The 18,996-nt window shown below is 37.3% G+C and carries 22 protein-coding genes; 13 read left to right on the top strand and 9 right to left on the bottom strand.

Features of this window, described 5'->3' with window-relative positions; translation table 11 throughout:
• Positions 1-276: 276 nt before the first annotated feature.
• Together FGL80_RS07980 and FGL80_RS07975 are read right to left on the bottom strand one after the other, a co-directional pair.
• Positions 277-1,044 (bottom strand): DDE-type integrase/transposase/recombinase, encoded by a 768-nt coding sequence (locus FGL80_RS07980; protein ID WP_147001960.1) that lies wholly within the window; start codon positions 1,042-1,044, stop codon positions 277-279.
• Positions 1,041-1,346, bottom strand: coding sequence for a transposase (locus FGL80_RS07975; RefSeq protein WP_048699725.1), 306 nt, complete (start codon positions 1,344-1,346; stop codon positions 1,041-1,043). Before FGL80_RS07975 ends, FGL80_RS07980 begins: the two co-directional genes overlap by 4 nt.
• 106 nt (positions 1,347-1,452) lie before the next feature.
• Between FGL80_RS07975 and FGL80_RS07970 the strand changes: the two genes are divergently transcribed.
• The 6 genes from FGL80_RS07970 (at position 1,453) to FGL80_RS07940 (ending at position 6,081) form a co-directional block, all read left to right on the top strand.
• Positions 1,453-2,448 (top strand): Kiwa anti-phage protein KwaB-like domain-containing protein, encoded by a 996-nt coding sequence (locus FGL80_RS07970; RefSeq protein WP_055307688.1) that lies wholly within the window; start codon positions 1,453-1,455, stop codon positions 2,446-2,448.
• 19 nt (positions 2,449-2,467) lie between these two features.
• The gene (locus FGL80_RS07965) at positions 2,468-3,073 is read left to right on the top strand and encodes a hypothetical protein (RefSeq protein ID WP_055307689.1); all 606 of its coding nucleotides are present in this window, start codon (positions 2,468-2,470) and stop codon (positions 3,071-3,073) included.
• A 336-nt stretch (positions 3,074-3,409) separates the two neighbouring features.
• On the top strand, positions 3,410-4,165 hold the full coding sequence (locus FGL80_RS07960; RefSeq protein WP_055307690.1) for a hypothetical protein: 756 nt from the start codon (positions 3,410-3,412) through the stop codon (positions 4,163-4,165).
• 138 nt (positions 4,166-4,303) lie between these two features.
• Positions 4,304-4,726 carry a terminase small subunit gene (locus FGL80_RS07955; protein ID WP_341874222.1) on the top strand — a complete coding sequence of 141 codons (423 nt, stop codon included), beginning with the start codon at positions 4,304-4,306 and terminating at the stop codon, positions 4,724-4,726.
• 383 nt (positions 4,727-5,109) lie between these two features.
• A complete protein-coding gene (locus FGL80_RS07945) occupies positions 5,110-5,676 on the top strand; it encodes a hypothetical protein (RefSeq protein ID WP_147001958.1) in 567 nt (188 codons plus the stop codon).
• A 204-nt stretch (positions 5,677-5,880) separates the two neighbouring features.
• The gene (locus FGL80_RS07940; RefSeq protein ID WP_055307692.1) at positions 5,881-6,081 is read left to right on the top strand and encodes a cold-shock protein; all 201 of its coding nucleotides are present in this window, start codon (positions 5,881-5,883) and stop codon (positions 6,079-6,081) included.
• A 350-nt stretch (positions 6,082-6,431) separates the two neighbouring features.
• Here the strand turns inward: FGL80_RS07940 and FGL80_RS07935 are convergent, their stop codons facing one another.
• The 4 genes from FGL80_RS07935 to FGL80_RS07920 form a co-directional block, all read right to left on the bottom strand.
• Complete coding sequence (locus FGL80_RS07935) at positions 6,432-6,953, bottom strand: Ltp family lipoprotein (RefSeq protein WP_055307693.1); 522 nt, start codon at positions 6,951-6,953, stop codon at positions 6,432-6,434.
• Between the two features lie 303 nt (positions 6,954-7,256).
• Entirely contained in the window at positions 7,257-7,577 is a 321-nt protein-coding gene (locus tag FGL80_RS07930) for a hypothetical protein (RefSeq protein WP_147001956.1), read from the bottom strand.
• A gap of 130 nt (positions 7,578-7,707) precedes the next feature.
• Positions 7,708-8,439, bottom strand: coding sequence for a hypothetical protein (locus FGL80_RS07925; RefSeq protein WP_147001954.1), 732 nt, complete (start codon positions 8,437-8,439; stop codon positions 7,708-7,710).
• A 353-nt stretch (positions 8,440-8,792) separates the two neighbouring features.
• On the bottom strand, positions 8,793-9,410 hold the full coding sequence (locus FGL80_RS07920) for a hypothetical protein (protein WP_055307696.1): 618 nt from the start codon (positions 9,408-9,410) through the stop codon (positions 8,793-8,795).
• 194 nt (positions 9,411-9,604) lie between these two features.
• On the opposite strand from FGL80_RS07920, the gene FGL80_RS07915 reads away from it, so the two are divergent.
• Positions 9,605-10,222, top strand: a complete 618-nt coding sequence (locus FGL80_RS07915; protein ID WP_055307697.1) for a hypothetical protein — start codon at positions 9,605-9,607, stop codon at positions 10,220-10,222.
• A gap of 356 nt (positions 10,223-10,578) precedes the next feature.
• On the opposite strand, the gene mscL is transcribed toward FGL80_RS07915, so the two are convergent.
• Positions 10,579-10,959, bottom strand: a complete 381-nt coding sequence (gene mscL, locus FGL80_RS07910) for a large conductance mechanosensitive channel protein MscL (protein ID WP_055307698.1) — start codon at positions 10,957-10,959, stop codon at positions 10,579-10,581.
• Between the two features lie 244 nt (positions 10,960-11,203).
• Here mscL and FGL80_RS07905 point away from each other — a divergent pair, with 244 nt between their 5' ends.
• The 4 genes from FGL80_RS07905 to FGL80_RS07890 all read left to right on the top strand — a co-directional run bounded on the left by FGL80_RS07905 (position 11,204) and on the right by FGL80_RS07890 (position 13,767).
• Positions 11,204-11,833 carry a pyridoxamine 5'-phosphate oxidase family protein gene (locus FGL80_RS07905; RefSeq protein WP_055307699.1) on the top strand — a complete coding sequence of 210 codons (630 nt, stop codon included), beginning with the start codon at positions 11,204-11,206 and terminating at the stop codon, positions 11,831-11,833.
• Positions 11,834-11,965: 132 nt separating this feature from the next.
• A complete protein-coding gene (locus tag FGL80_RS07900; RefSeq protein WP_055307700.1) occupies positions 11,966-12,352 on the top strand; it encodes a DUF805 domain-containing protein in 387 nt (128 codons plus the stop codon).
• A 224-nt stretch (positions 12,353-12,576) separates the two neighbouring features.
• Positions 12,577-13,086: a DUF2798 domain-containing protein gene (locus tag FGL80_RS07895; protein WP_055307701.1), complete on the top strand. Its 510-nt coding sequence runs from the start codon at positions 12,577-12,579 to the stop codon at positions 13,084-13,086.
• Positions 13,087-13,485: 399 nt separating this feature from the next.
• Complete coding sequence (locus FGL80_RS07890) at positions 13,486-13,767, top strand: hypothetical protein (RefSeq protein ID WP_147001953.1); 282 nt, start codon at positions 13,486-13,488, stop codon at positions 13,765-13,767.
• Positions 13,768-13,862: 95 nt separating this feature from the next.
• On the opposite strand, the gene FGL80_RS07885 is transcribed toward FGL80_RS07890, so the two are convergent.
• The gene (locus FGL80_RS07885; protein WP_055307703.1) at positions 13,863-14,084 is read right to left on the bottom strand and encodes a hypothetical protein; all 222 of its coding nucleotides are present in this window, start codon (positions 14,082-14,084) and stop codon (positions 13,863-13,865) included.
• 704 nt (positions 14,085-14,788) lie between these two features.
• A complete protein-coding gene (locus FGL80_RS07880; RefSeq protein ID WP_244297933.1) occupies positions 14,789-15,409 on the bottom strand; it encodes an SDR family oxidoreductase in 621 nt (206 codons plus the stop codon).
• Positions 15,410-15,705: 296 nt separating this feature from the next.
• Between FGL80_RS07880 and dld the strand changes: the two genes are divergently transcribed.
• The gene (gene dld, locus FGL80_RS07875) at positions 15,706-17,385 is read left to right on the top strand and encodes a D-lactate dehydrogenase (RefSeq protein ID WP_147001951.1); all 1,680 of its coding nucleotides are present in this window, start codon (positions 15,706-15,708) and stop codon (positions 17,383-17,385) included.
• A gap of 419 nt (positions 17,386-17,804) precedes the next feature.
• Positions 17,805-18,383, top strand: coding sequence for a hypothetical protein (locus tag FGL80_RS07870; RefSeq protein WP_055307706.1), 579 nt, complete (start codon positions 17,805-17,807; stop codon positions 18,381-18,383).
• Positions 18,384-18,996 lie beyond the last annotated feature (613 nt).

Here is an 18,996-nt window from a genome sequence, read left to right as displayed (position 1 = left end):
CGAGCCCTACCAGTGAGAGAAAACAGGTGGTATAGATTGTGAACCAGCCGGATTTCACAAGTTGTATCGTGCAACAAATAAGCCTTCACAAGGCGAATTTTTGAAATTCACAAGTGACGGCTTATAAACGGCGTCGTACCGGCTAGTGCCGATAACCGGCATTATGTTAAGCAGCAAGTGGTATAGCTGCCGGACGGGTCTTTGTAGATATTCTGGTGGTGTTCCACCAGTAGTCATAGCGGTGCGCTCCTGCAATAATCGCATTGATTGACCAACTTAAGCGACGTGGGTTGAAGAATTCTGATTTGAAAAATGAGTGATAGTTTTCGATGATTGTGTTGTGCTCGGGATGCCCGGTGAGCTGAATGAGTGCATGAGGCCATAAAATGAGACGGTATCTTCGTATTCCTCACTGATGAAGTGGGAACCGTTATCTGAGTGCAAAATGATTGATGTTTCGGCGTTGAGAATCGATTTAGGAATTTGACGCATAGCTGTTTGAAGTGCTCGTTTAGTTAAATCAGATGTCATATCATAGCCAACGACGGCACCAATGACATCACCGGTAAACCAGTCTAGAACGCTGGCTTTATAGAGTTTCTGCTTATCTGGCATCACCAGGTAAGTTACATCAGTTGTGAGAACTTGGTATGGTCGTTCAATGATAATGTCTTTAACCAGATTGTCGCGTTCAACAACTGGACGGCCGCGATTTCCTTTATAAGACTGAGTGATAACAGACTTATATTCAATCTTCTGCATCAAGCGATGAACACGGTGTTCACCGGTATGTATGTCATATTGATCGGCCAATTCCTGCACCATACGCTTAATTCCGTAGGAATTATTGAACTCGTGCGCGTCAACGATTTCTTGAATTTTCTCGATTATCAGAGCGTCTTGTAAATCGTGTTCTGTGGGCGATTTTGGAGCTTTGTGCGAATAAAAAGTGCTTGAGGGCACATTCATGACCGCAAGCAACTTGGTTTGAGAATATTTCGCATTTTCAGACATATCGACGACGGCGCGCTCCGCTAAACTCATCGTCGGTTGGATTTTTTTATCTGTTCACGTGAGTATTTGTCCATTAAAGTGACTGCTTCACGCAAAATTTGGTTATCTTGTTCGAGTTCGGCAATTCTCGCTTCAAGTTCAGAGACTGTTTTCTTGGTAATTTTTTCGCCATTGTCACTCACCGCAGGTGAATACTCACGGACCCAGCGCCGAACGGCGCTTATTGAGATTTTATTTTCACGTGAAATTTGGCTTAATGTTTGTTTTTCATCCCAATGTAGGGCAGCGATAGCTGCCTTCTGTTCAGGGGAATAATAATTTCGTGTAGTCATAATAAAAAGACGCTCCTGCTGGTTTCATTTTACAGGAAATGGTTCTAAAAACCACTCCATGAAACTAGCATAAGCACCATACATATAAAAGAGAAAAGAGACTAGTATGGCAATAGTTAAGGATATATTTGATAAAACACAGGCAATTTCTGGATCAAAAAGTCATGGGAATGTCACACTCTACTTAATGCGTTATAGACAAAAGACAATTAAAGCAGAGAAAAATAGCAAAGTTATTACATTTCCGTCTTTTTACGATGCGAAGTTAGACAATGATTTGCAGGAAGAATTTGTTAAATTATTTCTAAATTCCAGCTCATACTACTCTGATTTAACATATGATTATAGTGTGAACGGGTCTCAAGAGGACGGTGTCGCTGTTGTACATGAGAATGATTTCGAAAATGTTACAAAATTTATAGGAGATTTAAAACAAGGATCCAATGTTTTGGATGATATGTCTCAACTTAATTTGGCAAGAATCAAGGCATATATTGTTAGACTATCGTTTGGCAATGATGACGATTTGTATTTTTTTGGAAGCATTAAAAATTATTCACAGTTACAAAAGAAAAGTGTTGTGCTTCACAAATCAATAAATAAAAGTAAATTAAAAAAGTTTGATATGAATGATACCATAGGTTTTGATTTTTACGTAAATATGTTTTGGTACGATAATGATTTGTATATAGCAAACGCAAATAAATTTGAATCTGTATTCCAAATGTCTCGTTATTATAAGGAAAAAGCAGAAGAAGTATTAAATACAATTGTGAAATCTGATTGCGTTATGGATGATGATATCATTGCCATTAATAATAAATGTAAAGATGATTCCAGAATAGCTAAAAAAGTAATGAAACTTAAGTTTAGAGAAGACCGAATTAAGAGTATTTACGAAAACTTAAATCAAGATATTTTTGATGAAATTACAAATGATTCTGTCTTGAAAGATAAATACGAATTAGTCAAGTATGAGAATGGTAAACTGACAATGGTTGATAATTCTGATTTAAAAAATATTCATGAGTATCTCAACTTTATTGCGGATACAGCTAAAAGGGGTATAGCCTCAAAGCAAACAAGTAGTGAAAATTTTTAATTGAAAAAGAGGGTTCACGATGAGTGGTTGGATGAAATGGTCGATGTATGTGATGTCATATTTACCATTGTACATACTAATTCTTTTACAAAATATGACTGATTTTATCAACATGCTAAAAAATATAAGCCAGTCTAAGTATTCATTTCATGATAATGCGCTCGAATTTTTTGTATTTTGGTTTATTATTATTTTGGTACTTTGGGCACTGATCACGTGGAAAAATATATATTCGAATAAAGTTTCTAGGAATACCAAAATTGGTACTTATGAAGATGCGGGTGAAGGGACCTTAAATTATCTGGCTACGTTTATCGTGCCGCTTATCTCGTTGAAAATAAATGATGGCAATACCATGATTGCAAATCTTTTTTTATTCATATTGTTGGGGAAACTTTATACTATGGGAGACCTTTTATATTTAAACCCAGTGTTCACGATATTTGGTTTTCATATTCTTAGAGATAAAAACACAAAGAAAATTATGCTAAGCAAGTATTCAATAAGTCAATTACATGAAGCAGGGAAGAGTAATTTGAATCAAATTACAGTTTCGATCCTAGGTTCCTCAGAAATTAATATCATCAAAGAAATAGTTAATCAAGAATTTGAAAATGATGAATAAATGTCTTATAATCGCAAGTGAAACTGACAACAGTAACATCTTTCGGTTTTTAGTGTAAGTAACAACACCTTCGGGTGCTTTTTATTTGGACAAAATCATTGTTGAAGAAACTAAAATATCACTAAAACATATTCGAGATGTGATAAAAGTTAATAAGCAACATTTAGCAGAACAAAAGCAACGGCGTAATGAATGGCATGAGTGCTAACGTCAGAAAGTTAAGGATGAGTTTTACGGGAACACGAATATTGATTATCGTAAACATATCGGTTTGTGACTTCTAATCCAACTTGCGTTCTTTCGATGGTATGATTGTTGCTATTGGAGGATTAAAAGATGAAAAAAATCGAAGACTTTTTAGCACGAGAACTGAAATATGTGTGGGGTAAATATAAAACTATAATTATTTTATTTTTTGTTCTAGGCCCTTTTTTGATTCAAATATTATTTAAAGTGCTGAATCAAATATTTGAGAACTCACATACGGATTTGAAATTTTATTTTCCTTCCGATTGGTTAGGATTTTGGGGGAGTTATTTAGGTATCATTCCTTCAGGATTGATAGCGTATGCAGTCTCTAGGTATCAAATAGAAACGGAGAAAGACAATAAAAAAATTGAAGCTGAGCAAAAAAATTTACCGTATCTAATGTTTCATATAGAACAAACGTTTCATTGTATTAAGCAAGACAAAGTTTTTCAATATCGTATTCCTTATTTTATAAAATTTTCGGCATATAATAATTTTTATCCAATACGATCTGTTACAGCGTTTATATATATGAATACGGATGAAGACAAAGAACCTGGTGTTAAAGACAGTGTTTATTTAGGAGACATTATGCCAGGAATCGAGGAGTGGACACCTGTAACTTTTATGTTTGATGAAAATTCTGATGATTTCAAATTCGTTGAATTAATCTTTTATGGAAGATTGATTGATGGTAGAGTAGTAAAAATCAAAGCTAGAAACAATACGGTCTCTCATTTATTCATGGATAAAGATAAAGTTTGGCATTCATATGAACCGGAGCCTCTCGAGATAGTGTTTAACGATCTGGAAAAAGAGGAAATTAGAGAAAAACAATCATGAATTATATGTTGATCAAAGTATGGTTATGTGAGGTTTCATTGAACCCATGAAAGGAGGTGCCGAAACGACATGAAATTAACACCGAAATAGCAGAAGTTTGCGGATGAGTATATCAAGACTGGAAACGCAACGTAGTCAGTGATTGAAGCGGGTTATAGCAAGAAGACAGCAGCGGTTATTACAGCTGAAAACCTAATAAAACTTAATATTAAATCGTACATAGCCGAACACATGGAACGGATTGCATCAAACCATGTCATGGGATATGCAGAAGCTGTTGAACTGCTAACTAGTATAGCTAGAGGTGAGTTAATGGAAACGGTTGTTGTCGGCACCATGAATGGCGCGGAAACAGTCAAAAAAGAAGCTGATATCAAGACGCGCATTGTAGCGTTGAAAGAAATATTCAAACGTTATCCAGACAACGATAAGCTGGTTGAACAGCAAGTACGCAAGATGAAAGCTGATGCTGACATGGCGGAAGCAAGGGTTAAGCTGATGAATGATGACCGCGTATCGCTTGAAACCAAGATTGTGATCGGGGAGTATAACGATGAATAAATCAGTCACGTTAGAATTTCCAAAGACAGAAAAGGTGTTCAATAAGCAGATATTTGATAACTTGACCGACTACGGTTCGCGTATTGATCATGGTACGGTAGTGCTGCATCTGGCAAGTCACACGGTGTTGTGCAAAAGGTTGTGGTTAAGACGTTGCAGTAACGAAGTCAATCACGGCCATTATTAATAGTTTTGCTAATGGCTATAGTAAGACTAAAAATTGAATTCATTAAAAGACCCGATCAGATTGATTTCTGGTCGTTTTTTTATGACTGGTCTAAGATTACAGTAAATGTCTGAGTAGAACAAAATTTATTGATATGTTGAATAATAAGGTATATGATTTGTTTCAAGACAAAACTAGAAAATAAGAGGCGCATCAGATGGAATTACTTGATAAGGATACAGCTGAGAAAATTAAATATCTTCTCAAAGAAAAAAATTATTCACCTATAGTAGAGGAATTGTCACAGAAATTTACAAATGACGAGATTGAAAAAACAAAAGCATCCTTTTTGAAAATCGGTGGTCCATTTGATGGATTTGGTACCATTTATAGAGATGGATTTCCAGAAGCTCAGCTAAACTATCAATATGTCTTTGTTTCAATTATCGAAGATGGAAAAGTTGCTGTAGTTGGGAAAACATCATTTTGGGACACACGTCGTGTTGAGGGGAGTATAGATTCCTCTGAAAAATACAATTTAGGCGATTTATATAGACCTTATTCAACGAAAAATTCAAATCCTACCGCAAAGGCAATTATTGCTCATTATGATGAAAAAAATGAATTGGTCTCTGATGTGAATGAAAAAATAACCTATGCTGTTATTATTCCAATTGACAACAGCAAATTCCACACGGAGGAATATAAAACACATCAACATAGTGGTGCAGAGCTAGTATTAGATGCGTTTGGCATTCTGAACAGTAACTCGCATGAACTTTGAAAATTGGTAAGTGACTGATAAAAAGTCCGACTTGATTAAATTCTGATCGGATTCTTTTTTTATTTGCTATTCGCTGTGATACGTGTTACAGTTAATGAGTAATAAAGTTTTTGATTTTGATTTCTCTTTTCTTGAAGGACATTCAGTACCAATTATTTAAATTACAAATAAAGATTGGTGAATGCACCAAAGGAGAAACATATAATGGAAACAGGCACAGTAAAGTGGTTTAACGGCGACAAGGGTTTTGGATTTATCACACGTGAAAATGGTGATGATGTCTTTGCTCACTTTTCAGCTATTCAAAGCGACGGTTTCAAAACACTTGATGAAGGTCAATCAGTGACTTTTGATGTTGAGAATAGCGACCGTGGTTTGCAAGCTGCAAACATCGTTAAAGCTTAATAATAGATAGTAAAGACCGACTAGATTAGGTTCTAGTCGGTCTTTTTTGTTGGAAATAGTGAAGTAAAAGATAGGCCATATTATTATCGGTTTTACTGGCTTCTAAAAACATCTATATAATAGGAAGAAAAAATAAAAATAACTCGATTAGTTACACATTTATCGAGTTATTTTTTATATGTACGCCTATGTGATTTGCAGTTTTTTATCTGGAGCCAAGTTAGGAGCCAGCAGTGTTTTTAAGGGGTAAAAAGTGTAAGTATACCAAGGGGTTAGGGGATAGGGGTGTTTTTTATTTGTCTTATTTTGGAGACTTCATTGTCTAGTATGTACGCCCAAAAGGGCTTATATTAGTCATTCAAGTGTTGTGCAGCGTAGTCTGCTTCTTCTGGTGTGAATTTTTCGCCGTCATCAGAAGTTAATTGGTCTCTAATAGCTTCTGTAGACATGTTCAGATTCTTTTGGTAGTTTTTTGCTGTCTCTAAAGCGTTTTTGTTATAATCAGCCTTTAGGTTATCAACGGCATATTGAGCTGCATCTGCCGGGAATTTTTCGCCGTCATCAGAAGTTAATTGGTCATAAATACCAGCTTTAGACATGTGCAACGAATCAGAGTATGTCTTAGCGCTACCTAAGGCTGCTAAATATTCAGCTGATACCTTTGGTTTTTCGGCAACGCTGCTACTTGTGGATGATTGAGCTACTGAAGTTGATGAAGTAGTGTTATTTGATTCAGAAGTCTTACTATCAGATACACTGATAACAGCAAAAATAATTACTGCTGCAGCAATCCCCCAGAACCAAACGCGTTTATAAAGTGGCTTTACTTGCACGTATGTGTTTCCGTTCTCGTCGACAATCTTCTTTGCCATAAAATAATACTCCTTAGCCTTTTAATGTGGTTGCTCAGCACATATTCGTTTAAAAGGGCCTTTTAACGTGTTACCCAGCACGTGCTATTTCAAATAGTAGTGTGTTGTCGTGGTTTTAATTGTTGTCTTAAATGTTATTAAGTGAGCAAGTAGGGAAATATTGAATCTTTAAAAAAGCAAAGTGATTATTTTAAATGATTTTGCTTGCGGCTAGTTGTTTATTTTTAAATAATCCTATGGTTATTTCCGGTTAGGTTATGTTAGAGTCTTTATCAACCCATATGTACGCCCAAACGGGCTTTTTTAGTCGTGGAACTTCTTTAATCCAGCTAGATATAATGAACCACCAACGATCGCGACAATGCCGCCGACCCAACCCATGAAGGGGACGAGGGCAATGGCACCGCCAACAATCAATAAAACACTGGGTGATTTTGTGAGGATTGGTGTATTGTTGAATTGCACCAATCCGACAATACCGAGCACAAAAATTGCGACCTTCAAAGCTAAAAATAGCGCAATCATAACGTTCAACGTATTATCACTTATAGCCGAAGCGCTCAAAACGATCCAGCCCCCCAATAGCAGGATGATACCGCCGGCCAAACCAACAATTCCGTTAATTTCTTTAACTTCATAAAAACTCCCCTAAGAACCTTTTAATGTGGATGTTCAGCACATGTTGTTTTTGCTGAAGCTTTTTAACGGGCGATTGGCATATATGTACGCCCAAATGGGTTTATAATTATGAGTTTTATTGTGTCAATATCGTGTTATACTGCTCTAACCATTTACTTTTTTCTTCGAGCCAAGTGTTTTTGGCAGAATTCATTTCGTCAATTAGAAGTTGTTTGTCAGATTCTGATGTAGTAGGATCTTCTGATGTATATTTATCATGATATATAGTCGTTGCATAGTCTTTAAAAGCTATCAAGTAACTATTTAAAGCATTCGAGTATACTACTAGTTTGTCTTTATCCTCTTTGGTGTAATCCCTATCTGGCTTGTAAGCTAACTGTTTGGCATCATCAGCTAATTTTTGGACGTTTTTTAACGCATTCATTATTCCGTCGATTTGATATGAGGCGCTTGGATTATTACTTGTTGGGTCAAAATCAGCTTTTTTTAAAACTTCATTTTCAATATTTTCATAATTTTCTTTCGGCATAGTAGAAACATCTGCTTTAAGATTAGCTAACGAAGTTTGACTATCGGTGCTAAAATTACTAATCGATGATGATGATGAATATACCCCAGATGAGGCAATTTTTGGGGAATCATCATAACTATTATAACTGTCGGACGAACTAGTCTCTTCAGTAGTTGTTTCTGGCGTGTAATCAGATGAGTTTTTTGTAACAAGACTTACAAAAATGATCAAGCCAGTAAGATTAAAGCCATCACGATAATTCCGTGTTTGTGGCGTACCTTTTTGTTTTTCATTGCATGTATTCTCCCAAAGCCTTTTAATGTGGTTACTCAGCACATATTTCGTCTACAAAGAGCCTTTTAACGTGTTGCTCAGCACGCGTTACTGTTAAAAAGTAGTCAATACTGCAGGGGAATACTCATGTCAGCAAATTTTTGACAAAATGTTACTAAATGAGCAAGTAGATGAAGAATGAATCTTTCAAAAAAACATAAAGTGGTTTTCTATCGTTGTGTATTAAAATTATGATTTGCAAAATATGTATCACACAACAGCTTTATTGAAAAAATTGTTAAAATTTACATATCTAGTTATTTTATACACGCACACTGACATGAAAGAGGATATGTGTAATCTATATTGATTTTACAGATTACGGTGTTTGATATGTACGCCCAAACGGGCATGTATTATTTCGCAACGTTTAATTCCCAACTGTAGCCGTGCTTTTTGTCGCCGTGACCGACCAAGTAGCCCGTGACTTCAGCAGTTTGACCAACACTATAATTCTTGAGATCATTGTTTGGATCATTGATGACAACAACGTAGGCTTTTTGCTTTGTGTTCCGAACGTTGGCTGGCATTTCCTCAACTGGGACATACAGGTAGAGGTCTGTTTCTTCAGCTACTGGTTCAATCACTTGACCCTTGATTGTTGTCTTTGTTGTCGCAACGTCGGCTTTTTGATAATAGGCTAAGTGCTTTTGTTTATCTTGCGCATAGAACGTTTTCAAAAAGGTCACCATATCACCAGACTTTAGCGCCGCTTTTAATTTTGCAACGACAGCGTCGTCAACCGGTTGCTTTGATGTGTTTGATTTTGCTGTTTTATGCACGTTTTGCGCGCTATTAGCCGTTTCTGGTGTTTTAGCGGTTGTCACATAGACAACGATTGCGACAACTGCCAGTAACAACCAAAGCCACGTTTTTTGATTAATGTGCTGGTTTTTCACGAATCCCCAAATCAGAAAAACGATAAAGGCGACAACTGAAATAATAAAGATTAGTCCTGAAAGTGTTGAAATCATATGCTCCCCCAAGCTTTTTTATTGTGATTGCTGATCATATCACTTTTTTATTCGCCACATATTAATTTTATAATTATTGAAAAAACGGTCAATATTTTAGCCGAAAATCATTGTTCTAATGCGTGAATGTATTGTCAGACAGCGTATTTGATGATATTATCGTTTTTGTAAATAAAACGATGGGGAGAAGTTTTATGAAGAAGATTATCGTAATCGCCATAACAGCGATTGTATCACTCGCAATCGGTGTGTTTATCGGGGCAAAAATGATGACACATCGTTTGGATAACGATGCTGACAAGCACGTCGTGAGACACGCTAGTCGATCAGATAAGGCAGTCGTGAAAAACATTAACCAAACACAGAGTAATGACAACTGGAATGTCACACTTAACCGTGTTAAGACTGAAAAGGTGAAGCGGTCAGCATATGATCGTGATATGTTTGATGTCAGTTCTGCAATCAAAGACTTGTTGCCAGAAAAGTTCTATAAGACAACAGTTGAAGCAACACTAGAAAATAAAACGGATCAAGATATCCATGGGAGTCAATTAAATGGGAAGTATACTTTTATTGACGGTAACGGGAATGCGAGATCAGCAGCAGGGGAAACGTTAGATTCCTATACGAATGTCCGACCAGCAGCAATTGAACTATTCCCAGCAAAGTCAAAAACAAAGGTGAAATTTGTCGTTTTGAGTGACAAAGATGATTTCAAGTCTGATGGCATTAAAATTGCACTACCAGACGTTGCTAAAGATGGGTCACAAAACGAATCTTATACTGGCGGCACATTCTACTTCAACAAGTAATCAAATAGCAGCGTGATAACAGTAAAAGCGCCAATCTTACTAGTAAGATTGACGCTTTTTGAATTAAGATGATACTTGGCGCCTGACAAGGCATATATTATTTGCGTTGTCTGGCTAACTATGGTATTCTTATTAAGTTAGCTCAGTGATTTTGCGATCACCATATTTCTTTTATCTAGATTGAAATGTATTCCAGGGGCTGATGTACATAGTAATACAACAGTTAAACGCCGATTTTGGCGTTTTTATTTTGCCATAATGGCAAAATAAGTGAACAAACAAAAAAGCGTTGGTCTCAATAAGAGGCCGACGCTTTTTTAGCTCAAGTTAAGCTATCGCTTAACCAAGACGTGATATTACTTCTTTTCTGACAAAAGCTTAACGATGTCTTGTAAATACTTTTCAGTCTTTGTATCTTCAACTTCAAGAACTTCTGCTTCTTTAGCAGACTTCTTGTTCATTGTGTTGAAGACTTTAACCATCATGAAGATTGCGGCTGCAATGATCAAGAAGTTGATGATAGATTGCAAGAACAAACCATAAGCAACAGTTGCTGTGCCAACTTTAATCGCAAGATTTGAGACATCAATCCCACCAATCAAAATACCAACAAGGGGCATGATGATATCGTTAACCAGTGACTTCACGATCAAACCGAAAGCACCACCGATAACAACGGCAACGGCAAGGTCAACAACGTTCCCTTTAAAAGCGAACTCTTTAAATTCTTTCCACATAATATATTATCTCCTTTTTTCTATTATATCACACAACAAACATCTGTATAAGTCGATAAGGGGCGTTCCAATGTGTACAACAAGCCACAACGGCTAACATTAAAATGATGTTCTGCTAGTATCGGGCTGAATAATACTTATCTATTTCGAGTTAAATGAGAAAATAGTATAATGGAGGCGTTAGTAAAAAACAGCGATAACGCTGTAAAAAATTTTTTTAATTGAAAGGATTTTAACCGTCATTATGTACGCAAAACGCTTTATTCAACTTTTTGTGATGTTTTTAGTCGCAATATTTATCGCCCTGTTTGTTGTTGTTTTCTTTGGGATTCAAGGTTATTTGGCGCAGGCACTCGTGCTAACAGTTGTGGGCTATATTATCTTGGTGATTCCGCTCACAGCATTAACGATTATGAAGCAACGCAAGAAGTTTAGCACGAACACTAATGCAACAGCCGACAATGTGTTTCAAAATGCGCTCAACATGCTGGACAATATTCTTGTTTTATCAACGGTTTCGGCTGATAAGACTATCAGTGCTAGTGTGATTACGTTTAAGCAATCAAGCACAGCTGAGAATGTATTTTATATTGTGACGGATAAGACAACCGCACGTGTGCAAAATATCAAAGCGACGCACACAGCTGCTATCACGACATGGTTTGACAAGCAAACAGGTACTCGCGTGAGTTCAAATGCCGTGGATGCGTTGGTGATTGCTGATGAAGATGTTAAACAGGTGGTTGCTGCCCATCCAGAAATTAAAGCGTTATCTGAAGATTTCAATCATAACGCCATTATTCAATTAACGCTCCGCTCAGCACTAGTTGAATCATTCAAGACTAGTCCGACAGTGGTCGACTTTCAAGCATAACTAAAAACCACGATGCGCGTTGCGCAAAATCGTGGTTTTAATTGTATCATGATGGTAAATAGGCATTGTATTTTGTTTGACAATCATTTTATTCAGTGTCAAGATATAGAGTAAGCAACGGGAGGGAAGACGATGTTAACGAGTTATAAAGAGTTTTGGACGAAAATTTTGACTTGGAATGCGACGGCAACCAGGGCACAATACTGGATCCCAGTGATTATTAACTATTTCTTGGGTGGCCTTTTAGTCAATGTGATTGAAAAATTGCAAGGTCACGAGCTTGGCGATATTTATAATATTGCTGATTTAACGACAAATACGACCGCGCAAGTCATCTATTTATTGGTTTGGGTCGCCACATTAACGTTAAAGGTTCGTCGTTTACACGATACCAATCATAGCGCAGGGTGGATTTTGATTCAGTTCGTACCAATTATTGGCACGATTTGGTTCTTTGTACTCATGGTGTTACCAACGACACCAGAATCACGTTGGGTCATTAATCAATCACGTGTTTAAATGAAAGCGCCGTTCGGCGCTTTTTGTTTTGGGATGAAACTGACGTGGTGACATGGCGCAAGTGACTTGTATCTCATTGAAAAAAGGGCTAGTATAGATATAGCGCTTATTATGATAAAAATGCATAATATTTAGTAGGAACACCTATCAAATCTATCGCCAGGTAGCCACCCGTGAGGGGCGTTATACGCGTGTAGTATAGGTAAAATAAAAAAGGCGGATATATGTTACCAATCAAACAGATTTTACACAAGTTATTACATCATCCAAATACCCTGCCGTGGGTGTTTGTCGGGATCATGGTAGCAGTGATGTCCAGTTATAATACAATCATTCGTTATGGTTTTTCAGAAAAAATGTTGTTGCGTGTGGCGATTATTTATCCATTTGTTGTGATGTTTATCTACTGTTTGCGGACTTATGTATCGTTACCAATTGCCATGAAGTTACATCAATATTTTCCAACAATCCTGACCAAAAACGTCCCAAAACATGTTAGTGTTACGGTACTTGTCATTACTTTTAATGTTTCGGTTATGATGGTGTGGTTTACGGAAATACATCGACAATTATACCCGCATTTCATTTCGGGTTATGTCGGGAATTGGGCCAAAACCTTTTTTGTTGCGATACCGCTATACTTTTTTATCGTTCGTCCGATCACTTTAAAACTGTTTAACAGGTTGAAACAGGCGCATCCAATATCACACATTGTGACGCTGGAAAATCATTAAAAGTCGGCATACGATAAACTGATATCAATTTGATATAAAATTTTGATAAAGGTTTGACAATTTCAGTGGAAATGTGATAAATTATTCTTGTAACGTATTGGTTACGTTAGCCCAGTACATGACGTCCACGTCTGTTGAAACACATAACACACACTTTAACATAAAATTAGCAATATTTTCCCGAGAACAAACGCTATACTTTTAGTCTACTCAATTCGGATAGTGTGCTGGGTTTTATTTTCCATATTAAAAAGCGCCGTGATTAGTATGATACTAGTTGCGGCGCTTTTTTTATAAAAATTATGAGATATTTTAAGCGCGTAAGTTAGAAACCCACATCATAATGCCATATATTACGTGTTGACGTTGTGCCTGTGGTATACTTGAGCGAAGGGGGAGATGACAATGGCAAAAAATAGGAATGATCTACTAACAGTATTGGAACAATTATCACTTAATATAGCGGAACAAGTAGTTGTAGACCGTGCAATTAATCAGCTCAAAACAACTCATGAAAGTGAAGCGCGTGTGTTAGGATCGTTACAAAGTGGTTTTAGGGGACTGGCATTACAGAAAAAACTGTCAGAACAAGGGCTGGCATTTTTCACCGAACTTCAAAAGCCTGATTTTGCTCGAGACAACGCGGTGATGTGGTCGATGTGGCTTGGTAATTTACGTTGAGAACGGGTGTACCAGTATTGAAATGATAGCGCAAATTTCAGCGCTTTTTATTTTGCGATAAAAAAAGCATCATCTGAATTGATGATGCTTGTAGCCTACAAGGCTGAATGACCGGTTTCGACACCGATTTTAAAGCCATGGATAAAATCCGGAATTTCATTGAATAAAAATGATACCACGATGGCTACAAATAGTATCGTTAACCAGGTCTGTTGTTTACGCGTTAGCGTATGAAAGATTGGCCGAAGGGTGATAAATGACCCAATGGCACTGACGATAATGACAAGGCTAATAAAACCAAGTGTAAATTCTAACATAATTCCCCCTAAGTACTTATTTAAAAGTATAATCATGTTAAGCGTTTTAGTCAAACGCTTAACATTGCTAAAGGAACAGAAGTTAGCAGCGCGATAGGTTTGAATTAAACTAGTATTATTTATAGAACTTTAACCATAAAAAATACAGCAGCCCGAGAATAACAACAACAGCTGCCACCCCGTAAATCAGCATAAATAGCCATTGGACTTGGTGGACACCGTATTTGAAAAAGTAGTTCATAATCATCCTTTCAATGATGACACATGCGTTAACATGCTGTGTTGACGTCAACAAACACGTCGAGAGAAATCACGTGATCATTTAACCGATATGTTGTCATTAAAGCATAACATTTATCCGGCTGAATTGCAGGGAAAAGCTTTACCCAGCTTGACATAAGGGTATCTTTTTATAATTTTGATAAAGGTTTGACAATTTGTGGGTTGATATGATAAATTATTCTAGTAACTTATCAGTTACGGTATCCCAACACATACATAATATTTATTATTGATCATTGTTGAAAACAACCAGCGTACTTCTTTGCAATATTTAAGCGTAGACTAACATAATGTTTTTTGTAAAATGCATACTCCAAATTAATGTAAGTGTTGGGATAGGGAGAGAAGGCAAGTCATGATTTACAGCGCATGTAGGTCATGACTTTTTTGTTAATCACTATTTCAAACTAAAAAGACTAGATTCAATCTAGTCTTTTTTCTAATGCACTACTTGTGCCAGATAGTATCTGTGCAATCTCAATGGCAAAGGCTTGTCGACTGATTGGTCGTAATTTTTTAAAATACTGAATGCCGCCTAAGCGTGACAAAATGCGTCCGGGGAAATATGAACTCAAGCGCGTTTTGTCAAAAATAATCCCTGGATAAACAATATAAGTGCGTTCGGGTAACAGTGTGCGCATCCGTGCCTCGACGGCTTTTTTTGTATTGAGGTAGGGTGACATGAAAAATGGCCCACCATTTGCAGAGATAAAAAGTAATTTCGTGTTTGGTGCGGTAAGCAATGCATCAATGAGATATTTGGCTGGCGCATAACTGCTGTTTTGATAATTTTGTTTTTTGATTGGGTTGGGCAACAAGATGCCGACCGCATCAATCACCCAATCAGCATCTTGAATGATTACTGACAAGCTTGGTGTATCGGACAAGTCAATGACGTGATAAGTTGTTTTGTCGTCAGCAGTGGACTGGTGTACATGGCGGGACAAACTATGGACGTCATATTGTGTTGGATCAAGTTGTTGGATGATGCCTTGACCGACAAATCCTGTGCCACCAGCAATAACAACTTTTGTTTTCATCATTGTAATTTCCATATCTTATATTGACCATTAGTGGTGTGAGCAGGTTAAGTCATTATACCTGATAACGCAGTAGGAAAGTGAGCGAGTTGGTGATTCTGATCGGCCAATAATGCATCAAATTATATTGCAATTGAGATGAAAAAGCCTGATAAGTACAATTGTTCGGAATTTCAAAAACATATTGGTAATATTTTCCTGAAAAATAGACATTTATGTGCCCATTTGACTAAAAAGGGCGTATGATGAAAGGGAATGTTAGTCTATATATTACAGAATTTCGGAGGATTGCAAGAAGTATGAGTTTAGTTGATGAATTGGTTGAGGTTGTTGGCAAGAAAAATGTCATCACGAATGCCGGGAAGACGTTACGTTTTCGCAAAGGCTATCGTTCAGGACATGGTGATGCCATAGCAGTGGTTTTCCCAACCAGTCTCATGGCCATGTGGCGTGTATTGAATGTTTTGCATGAGCATAACATTGTGATTATTATGCAAGCAGCCAATACGAGTTTGACCGAAGGATCGGTACCAGCACCTGGTTATGATCGCCCAGCTGTGGTTGTCAACGGCATGAAAATTAAGGATTTGGAACTGATTAATCATGGGGAACAAGTTTTGGCCTTTCCAGGCACAACGCTTTTCCAGTTAGAGAATGCCTTGCGGCCGTTAGATCGTGAACCGCATTCGGTTATCGGCTCATCAAATCTCGGTGCCTCAGTCATTGGCGGCATTAACAACAATTCTGGTGGTGCCCTGATTCGTCGTGGCCCAGCCTATACTGAATTGTCACTTTATGTCTGGATTGATGAAAACGATGAGATGCACTTAGTGAACCATCTTGGTATTGATTTGGGTGATACACCTGAAGAAATTATTACCAATTTGGAAAATCGTAACTTCGATTTAAACCAAGTGCCAGCGACTGAACACCACGGCTCCATGCACAATCATGAACAGGTCGTTCGTGATGTCGATTCTGATCAACCGATTCGTTACAATGCTAATCCAAAAGAATTATTTGAAGTTTCTGGGTCTGCCGGTCACGTTGCCGCATTAGCGGTGCGCCTAGATACCTTTCCCAAAGATGAGACCACTCAGGTCTTTTACATTGGGACCAATAACCCAGATGAACTAGAAGATATTCGGCGTCACATTATGACGCACTTCAAGTCTTTGCCAGTGTCTGGTGAGTATATGCATAAAACGGCTTATGAACTCGCGAAGCAATACGGGAAAGACTCGCTGATTGTGATTGAAAAAATCGGGACTGGCCACTTACCACAGATGTTTGCTATGAAGGCTTGGGGTGAACGTTTATTGAAGCATATCCCATTCTTCAAGCCTTATTTCCCAGATCGGTTATTGCAAACCTTGAGTCATCTTTTCCCTAATCAGTTACCAGAACGGTTAGAAGCGTACCATGATAAGTATGACCACTATTTGCAACTTAAAATGGCTGGGGATGGGATTGCTGAAGCACGTGAGTATTTGGCGTCATTCTTCCCAACTCAGGACGGGGATTATTTTGAAGCGGATGCGAATGAAACCAGTAAGGCAGAAACGCACCGCTACGTGACGGCCGGCGTGGCGATTCGCTATCAAGAACTCAAGCAAGATGCGATCGACATTTTGCCGTTAGATATTGCTTTTGCCAGCAATGAATATCATTGGTTTGAACAGTTACCAGCTGAAATCGAAGAGAAAATTGCCTATAAAATCTACTATGGTCACTTGCTCGATCATGTGATGCATCAGGATTATATCTTGAAGTCTGGGGTCGATGCCCATGCACTCAAACAGGACATGTTAAAAATTTTGGATGCCCGCCATGCGGTATATCCGGCCGAACATAATGTCGGCCACTTGTATCTCGCAGCACCTGCATTGGTGGATCACTATCGTAAAAACGATCCAACTAACAGCTTTAATCCCGGCATTGGGCAACAATCAATGTCTAAGTATTGGGGCGAATATTAATAATGCTAAAAAGGCGCAACTGGATAATCTGGTTGCGCTTTTTTGGTGTCTATTTTTTAGTAAAAAGTGTGGTAAATAATAAAAGCTCAAAATAATCCAACTATTTCTTAGTCAAATTAGTTGCAATGGTGGGGTTTAATTTTGTCAATATTGGTATACTTAACACTTAAAATCACAAGAAAAAATAGTATATAAAAACATTTCTATTGTGATATTTCATCTGTGTTTGATTTATAAAAATTGGAAATTTATTCGTACAAATATTGGTATACCACCATTTGTTAACACTTACATTAAGTGAGTGAAAGTCATTTTATGCCTATTGGCAATGAATAAGATTCAATTGACTATATAGGGAAAGGACGCTACATTATTAAAGCTGTGTGAATGTAATAACATAAAATAGAAAAGAAGGTTATATGAAAATCAACAAATTAGTGATTGTCCTGGCAGTTACAGCAATGACCCTTATGGGTGGGAAAATATTGGCAGATTATGCGGGGTGGACAGGAAGCGCCTCGATGAATCAGATCAAAGGCATTATTGATCAGTTGGATAGTAAGTTAACCGTGCAATCTCAAGCAATCTCAAGTTTGACACACCAAAATAATGAATTCCAGAATCAACTGACGTCTGCTCAGAACGATGTGTCAAATTACAAAACGCAAGTGGTGCAGTTGCAAGGCGACTTGCAAAGAGCAAATGATGATAAACAAAGAGAAATTCAACAAAAGATTGACGAAATTAATCAAAAAATTGCGGAAGGCAACCAGAGAGTGGCGGATAAACAAAAAGAATTAGATGGTATTCAGTCTCAGCTGAATGATGCTAACCAGAAGGCGAACCAAACTCAGGCACAACTACAAACTGCACAAAACGATTTGCGTGATGCAAATACCAAGGGGAATCAGTTACAGGGTCAACTTGATAACGCAATCCAAGATGTGCAGCAACTTGATCAGTATGCGCAAAACGTTTTGAACAAGCACCAGAACTAATAGCGGGATTGCACGCACAGCATCGAGAAATCACGATGGTTTCTCGATACATATGGGGTTAACAACGGGGATAAAAGACGCGAATAAGTACGTCTTTTTTTATTTTGATAAAGGTTTGACAATTCAATAACGCATATGATAAATTATTCTAGTAACGTATCAGTTACGTCATCCCAGCACGTTATAATATTTGCATTGTTCACAACAACCAGCGTACTTCTTTGCATATTTAAGCGTAGACTGACATAATATATTTTTTTATAAATAATACTCCTGATTATTATAGGTGCTGGGATGCTGGGATGCTGGGAGACGCGAGCTATGATTGCCATCAAACGACAATCATGGCTTTTTTGTTGGCATTTTTTAGGGATAAGCGCTAAAAAAATTGCCAACTTAAAACATTAATATAACAACGTTTACACAACAAAAACCGCGCTAAAATAATCAAGATGAAGTGACAAAAATATATTGATTTGTTTATTTGCTTGCTATTCCATTGTGATACGTGTTATAGTAAATGAGTAATAAAGTTTTTGATTTTGATTTCTCTTTTCTTGAAGGACACTCAGTACCAATTATTTAAATTACAAAAAAGATTGGTGAGTACACC

This window comes from Leuconostoc lactis (genome assembly GCF_007954625.1).
GTDB classification, from domain to species: domain Bacteria; phylum Bacillota; class Bacilli; order Lactobacillales; family Lactobacillaceae; genus Leuconostoc; species Leuconostoc lactis_A.
This window is presented reverse-complemented; position numbering and strand designations above follow the sequence as displayed.

Bases quoted from the DNA above. Each gene is read 5' to 3' on its own strand.
- FGL80_RS07905 (WP_055307699.1), top strand. From the start codon at position 11,204: ATGTACGCAAAACGCTTTATTCAACTTTTTGTGATGTTTTTAGTCGCA.
- FGL80_RS07890 (WP_147001953.1), top strand. From the start codon at position 13,486: ATGACAATGGCAAAAAATAGGAATGATCTACTAACAGTATTGGAACAA.
- FGL80_RS07965 (WP_055307689.1), top strand. From the start codon at position 2,468: ATGAGTGGTTGGATGAAATGGTCGATGTATGTGATGTCATATTTACCA.
- FGL80_RS07870 (WP_055307706.1), top strand. From the start codon at position 17,805: ATGAAAATCAACAAATTAGTGATTGTCCTGGCAGTTACAGCAATGACC.
- dld (WP_147001951.1), top strand. From the start codon at position 15,706: ATGAGTTTAGTTGATGAATTGGTTGAGGTTGTTGGCAAGAAAAATGTC.
- FGL80_RS07895 (WP_055307701.1), top strand. From the start codon at position 12,577: ATGTTACCAATCAAACAGATTTTACACAAGTTATTACATCATCCAAAT.
- FGL80_RS07970 (WP_055307688.1), top strand. From the start codon at position 1,453: ATGGCAATAGTTAAGGATATATTTGATAAAACACAGGCAATTTCTGGA.
- FGL80_RS07885 (WP_055307703.1), bottom strand. From the start codon at position 14,084: ATGTTAGAATTTACACTTGGTTTTATTAGCCTTGTCATTATCGTCAGT.
- FGL80_RS07915 (WP_055307697.1), top strand. From the start codon at position 9,605: ATGAAGAAGATTATCGTAATCGCCATAACAGCGATTGTATCACTCGCA.
- FGL80_RS07980 (WP_147001960.1), bottom strand. From the start codon at position 1,044: ATGAGTTTAGCGGAGCGCGCCGTCGTCGATATGTCTGAAAATGCGAAA.
- FGL80_RS07900 (WP_055307700.1), top strand. From the start codon at position 11,966: ATGTTAACGAGTTATAAAGAGTTTTGGACGAAAATTTTGACTTGGAAT.
- FGL80_RS07975 (WP_048699725.1), bottom strand. From the start codon at position 1,346: ATGACTACACGAAATTATTATTCCCCTGAACAGAAGGCAGCTATCGCT.
- FGL80_RS07945 (WP_147001958.1), top strand. From the start codon at position 5,110: ATGGAATTACTTGATAAGGATACAGCTGAGAAAATTAAATATCTTCTC.
- FGL80_RS07960 (WP_055307690.1), top strand. From the start codon at position 3,410: ATGAAAAAAATCGAAGACTTTTTAGCACGAGAACTGAAATATGTGTGG.
- mscL (WP_055307698.1), bottom strand. From the start codon at position 10,959: ATGTGGAAAGAATTTAAAGAGTTCGCTTTTAAAGGGAACGTTGTTGAC.
- FGL80_RS07880 (WP_244297933.1), bottom strand. From the start codon at position 15,409: ATGATGAAAACAAAAGTTGTTATTGCTGGTGGCACAGGATTTGTCGGT.
- FGL80_RS07940 (WP_055307692.1), top strand. From the start codon at position 5,881: ATGGAAACAGGCACAGTAAAGTGGTTTAACGGCGACAAGGGTTTTGGA.
- FGL80_RS07935 (WP_055307693.1), bottom strand. From the start codon at position 6,953: ATGGCAAAGAAGATTGTCGACGAGAACGGAAACACATACGTGCAAGTA.
- FGL80_RS07920 (WP_055307696.1), bottom strand. From the start codon at position 9,410: ATGATTTCAACACTTTCAGGACTAATCTTTATTATTTCAGTTGTCGCC.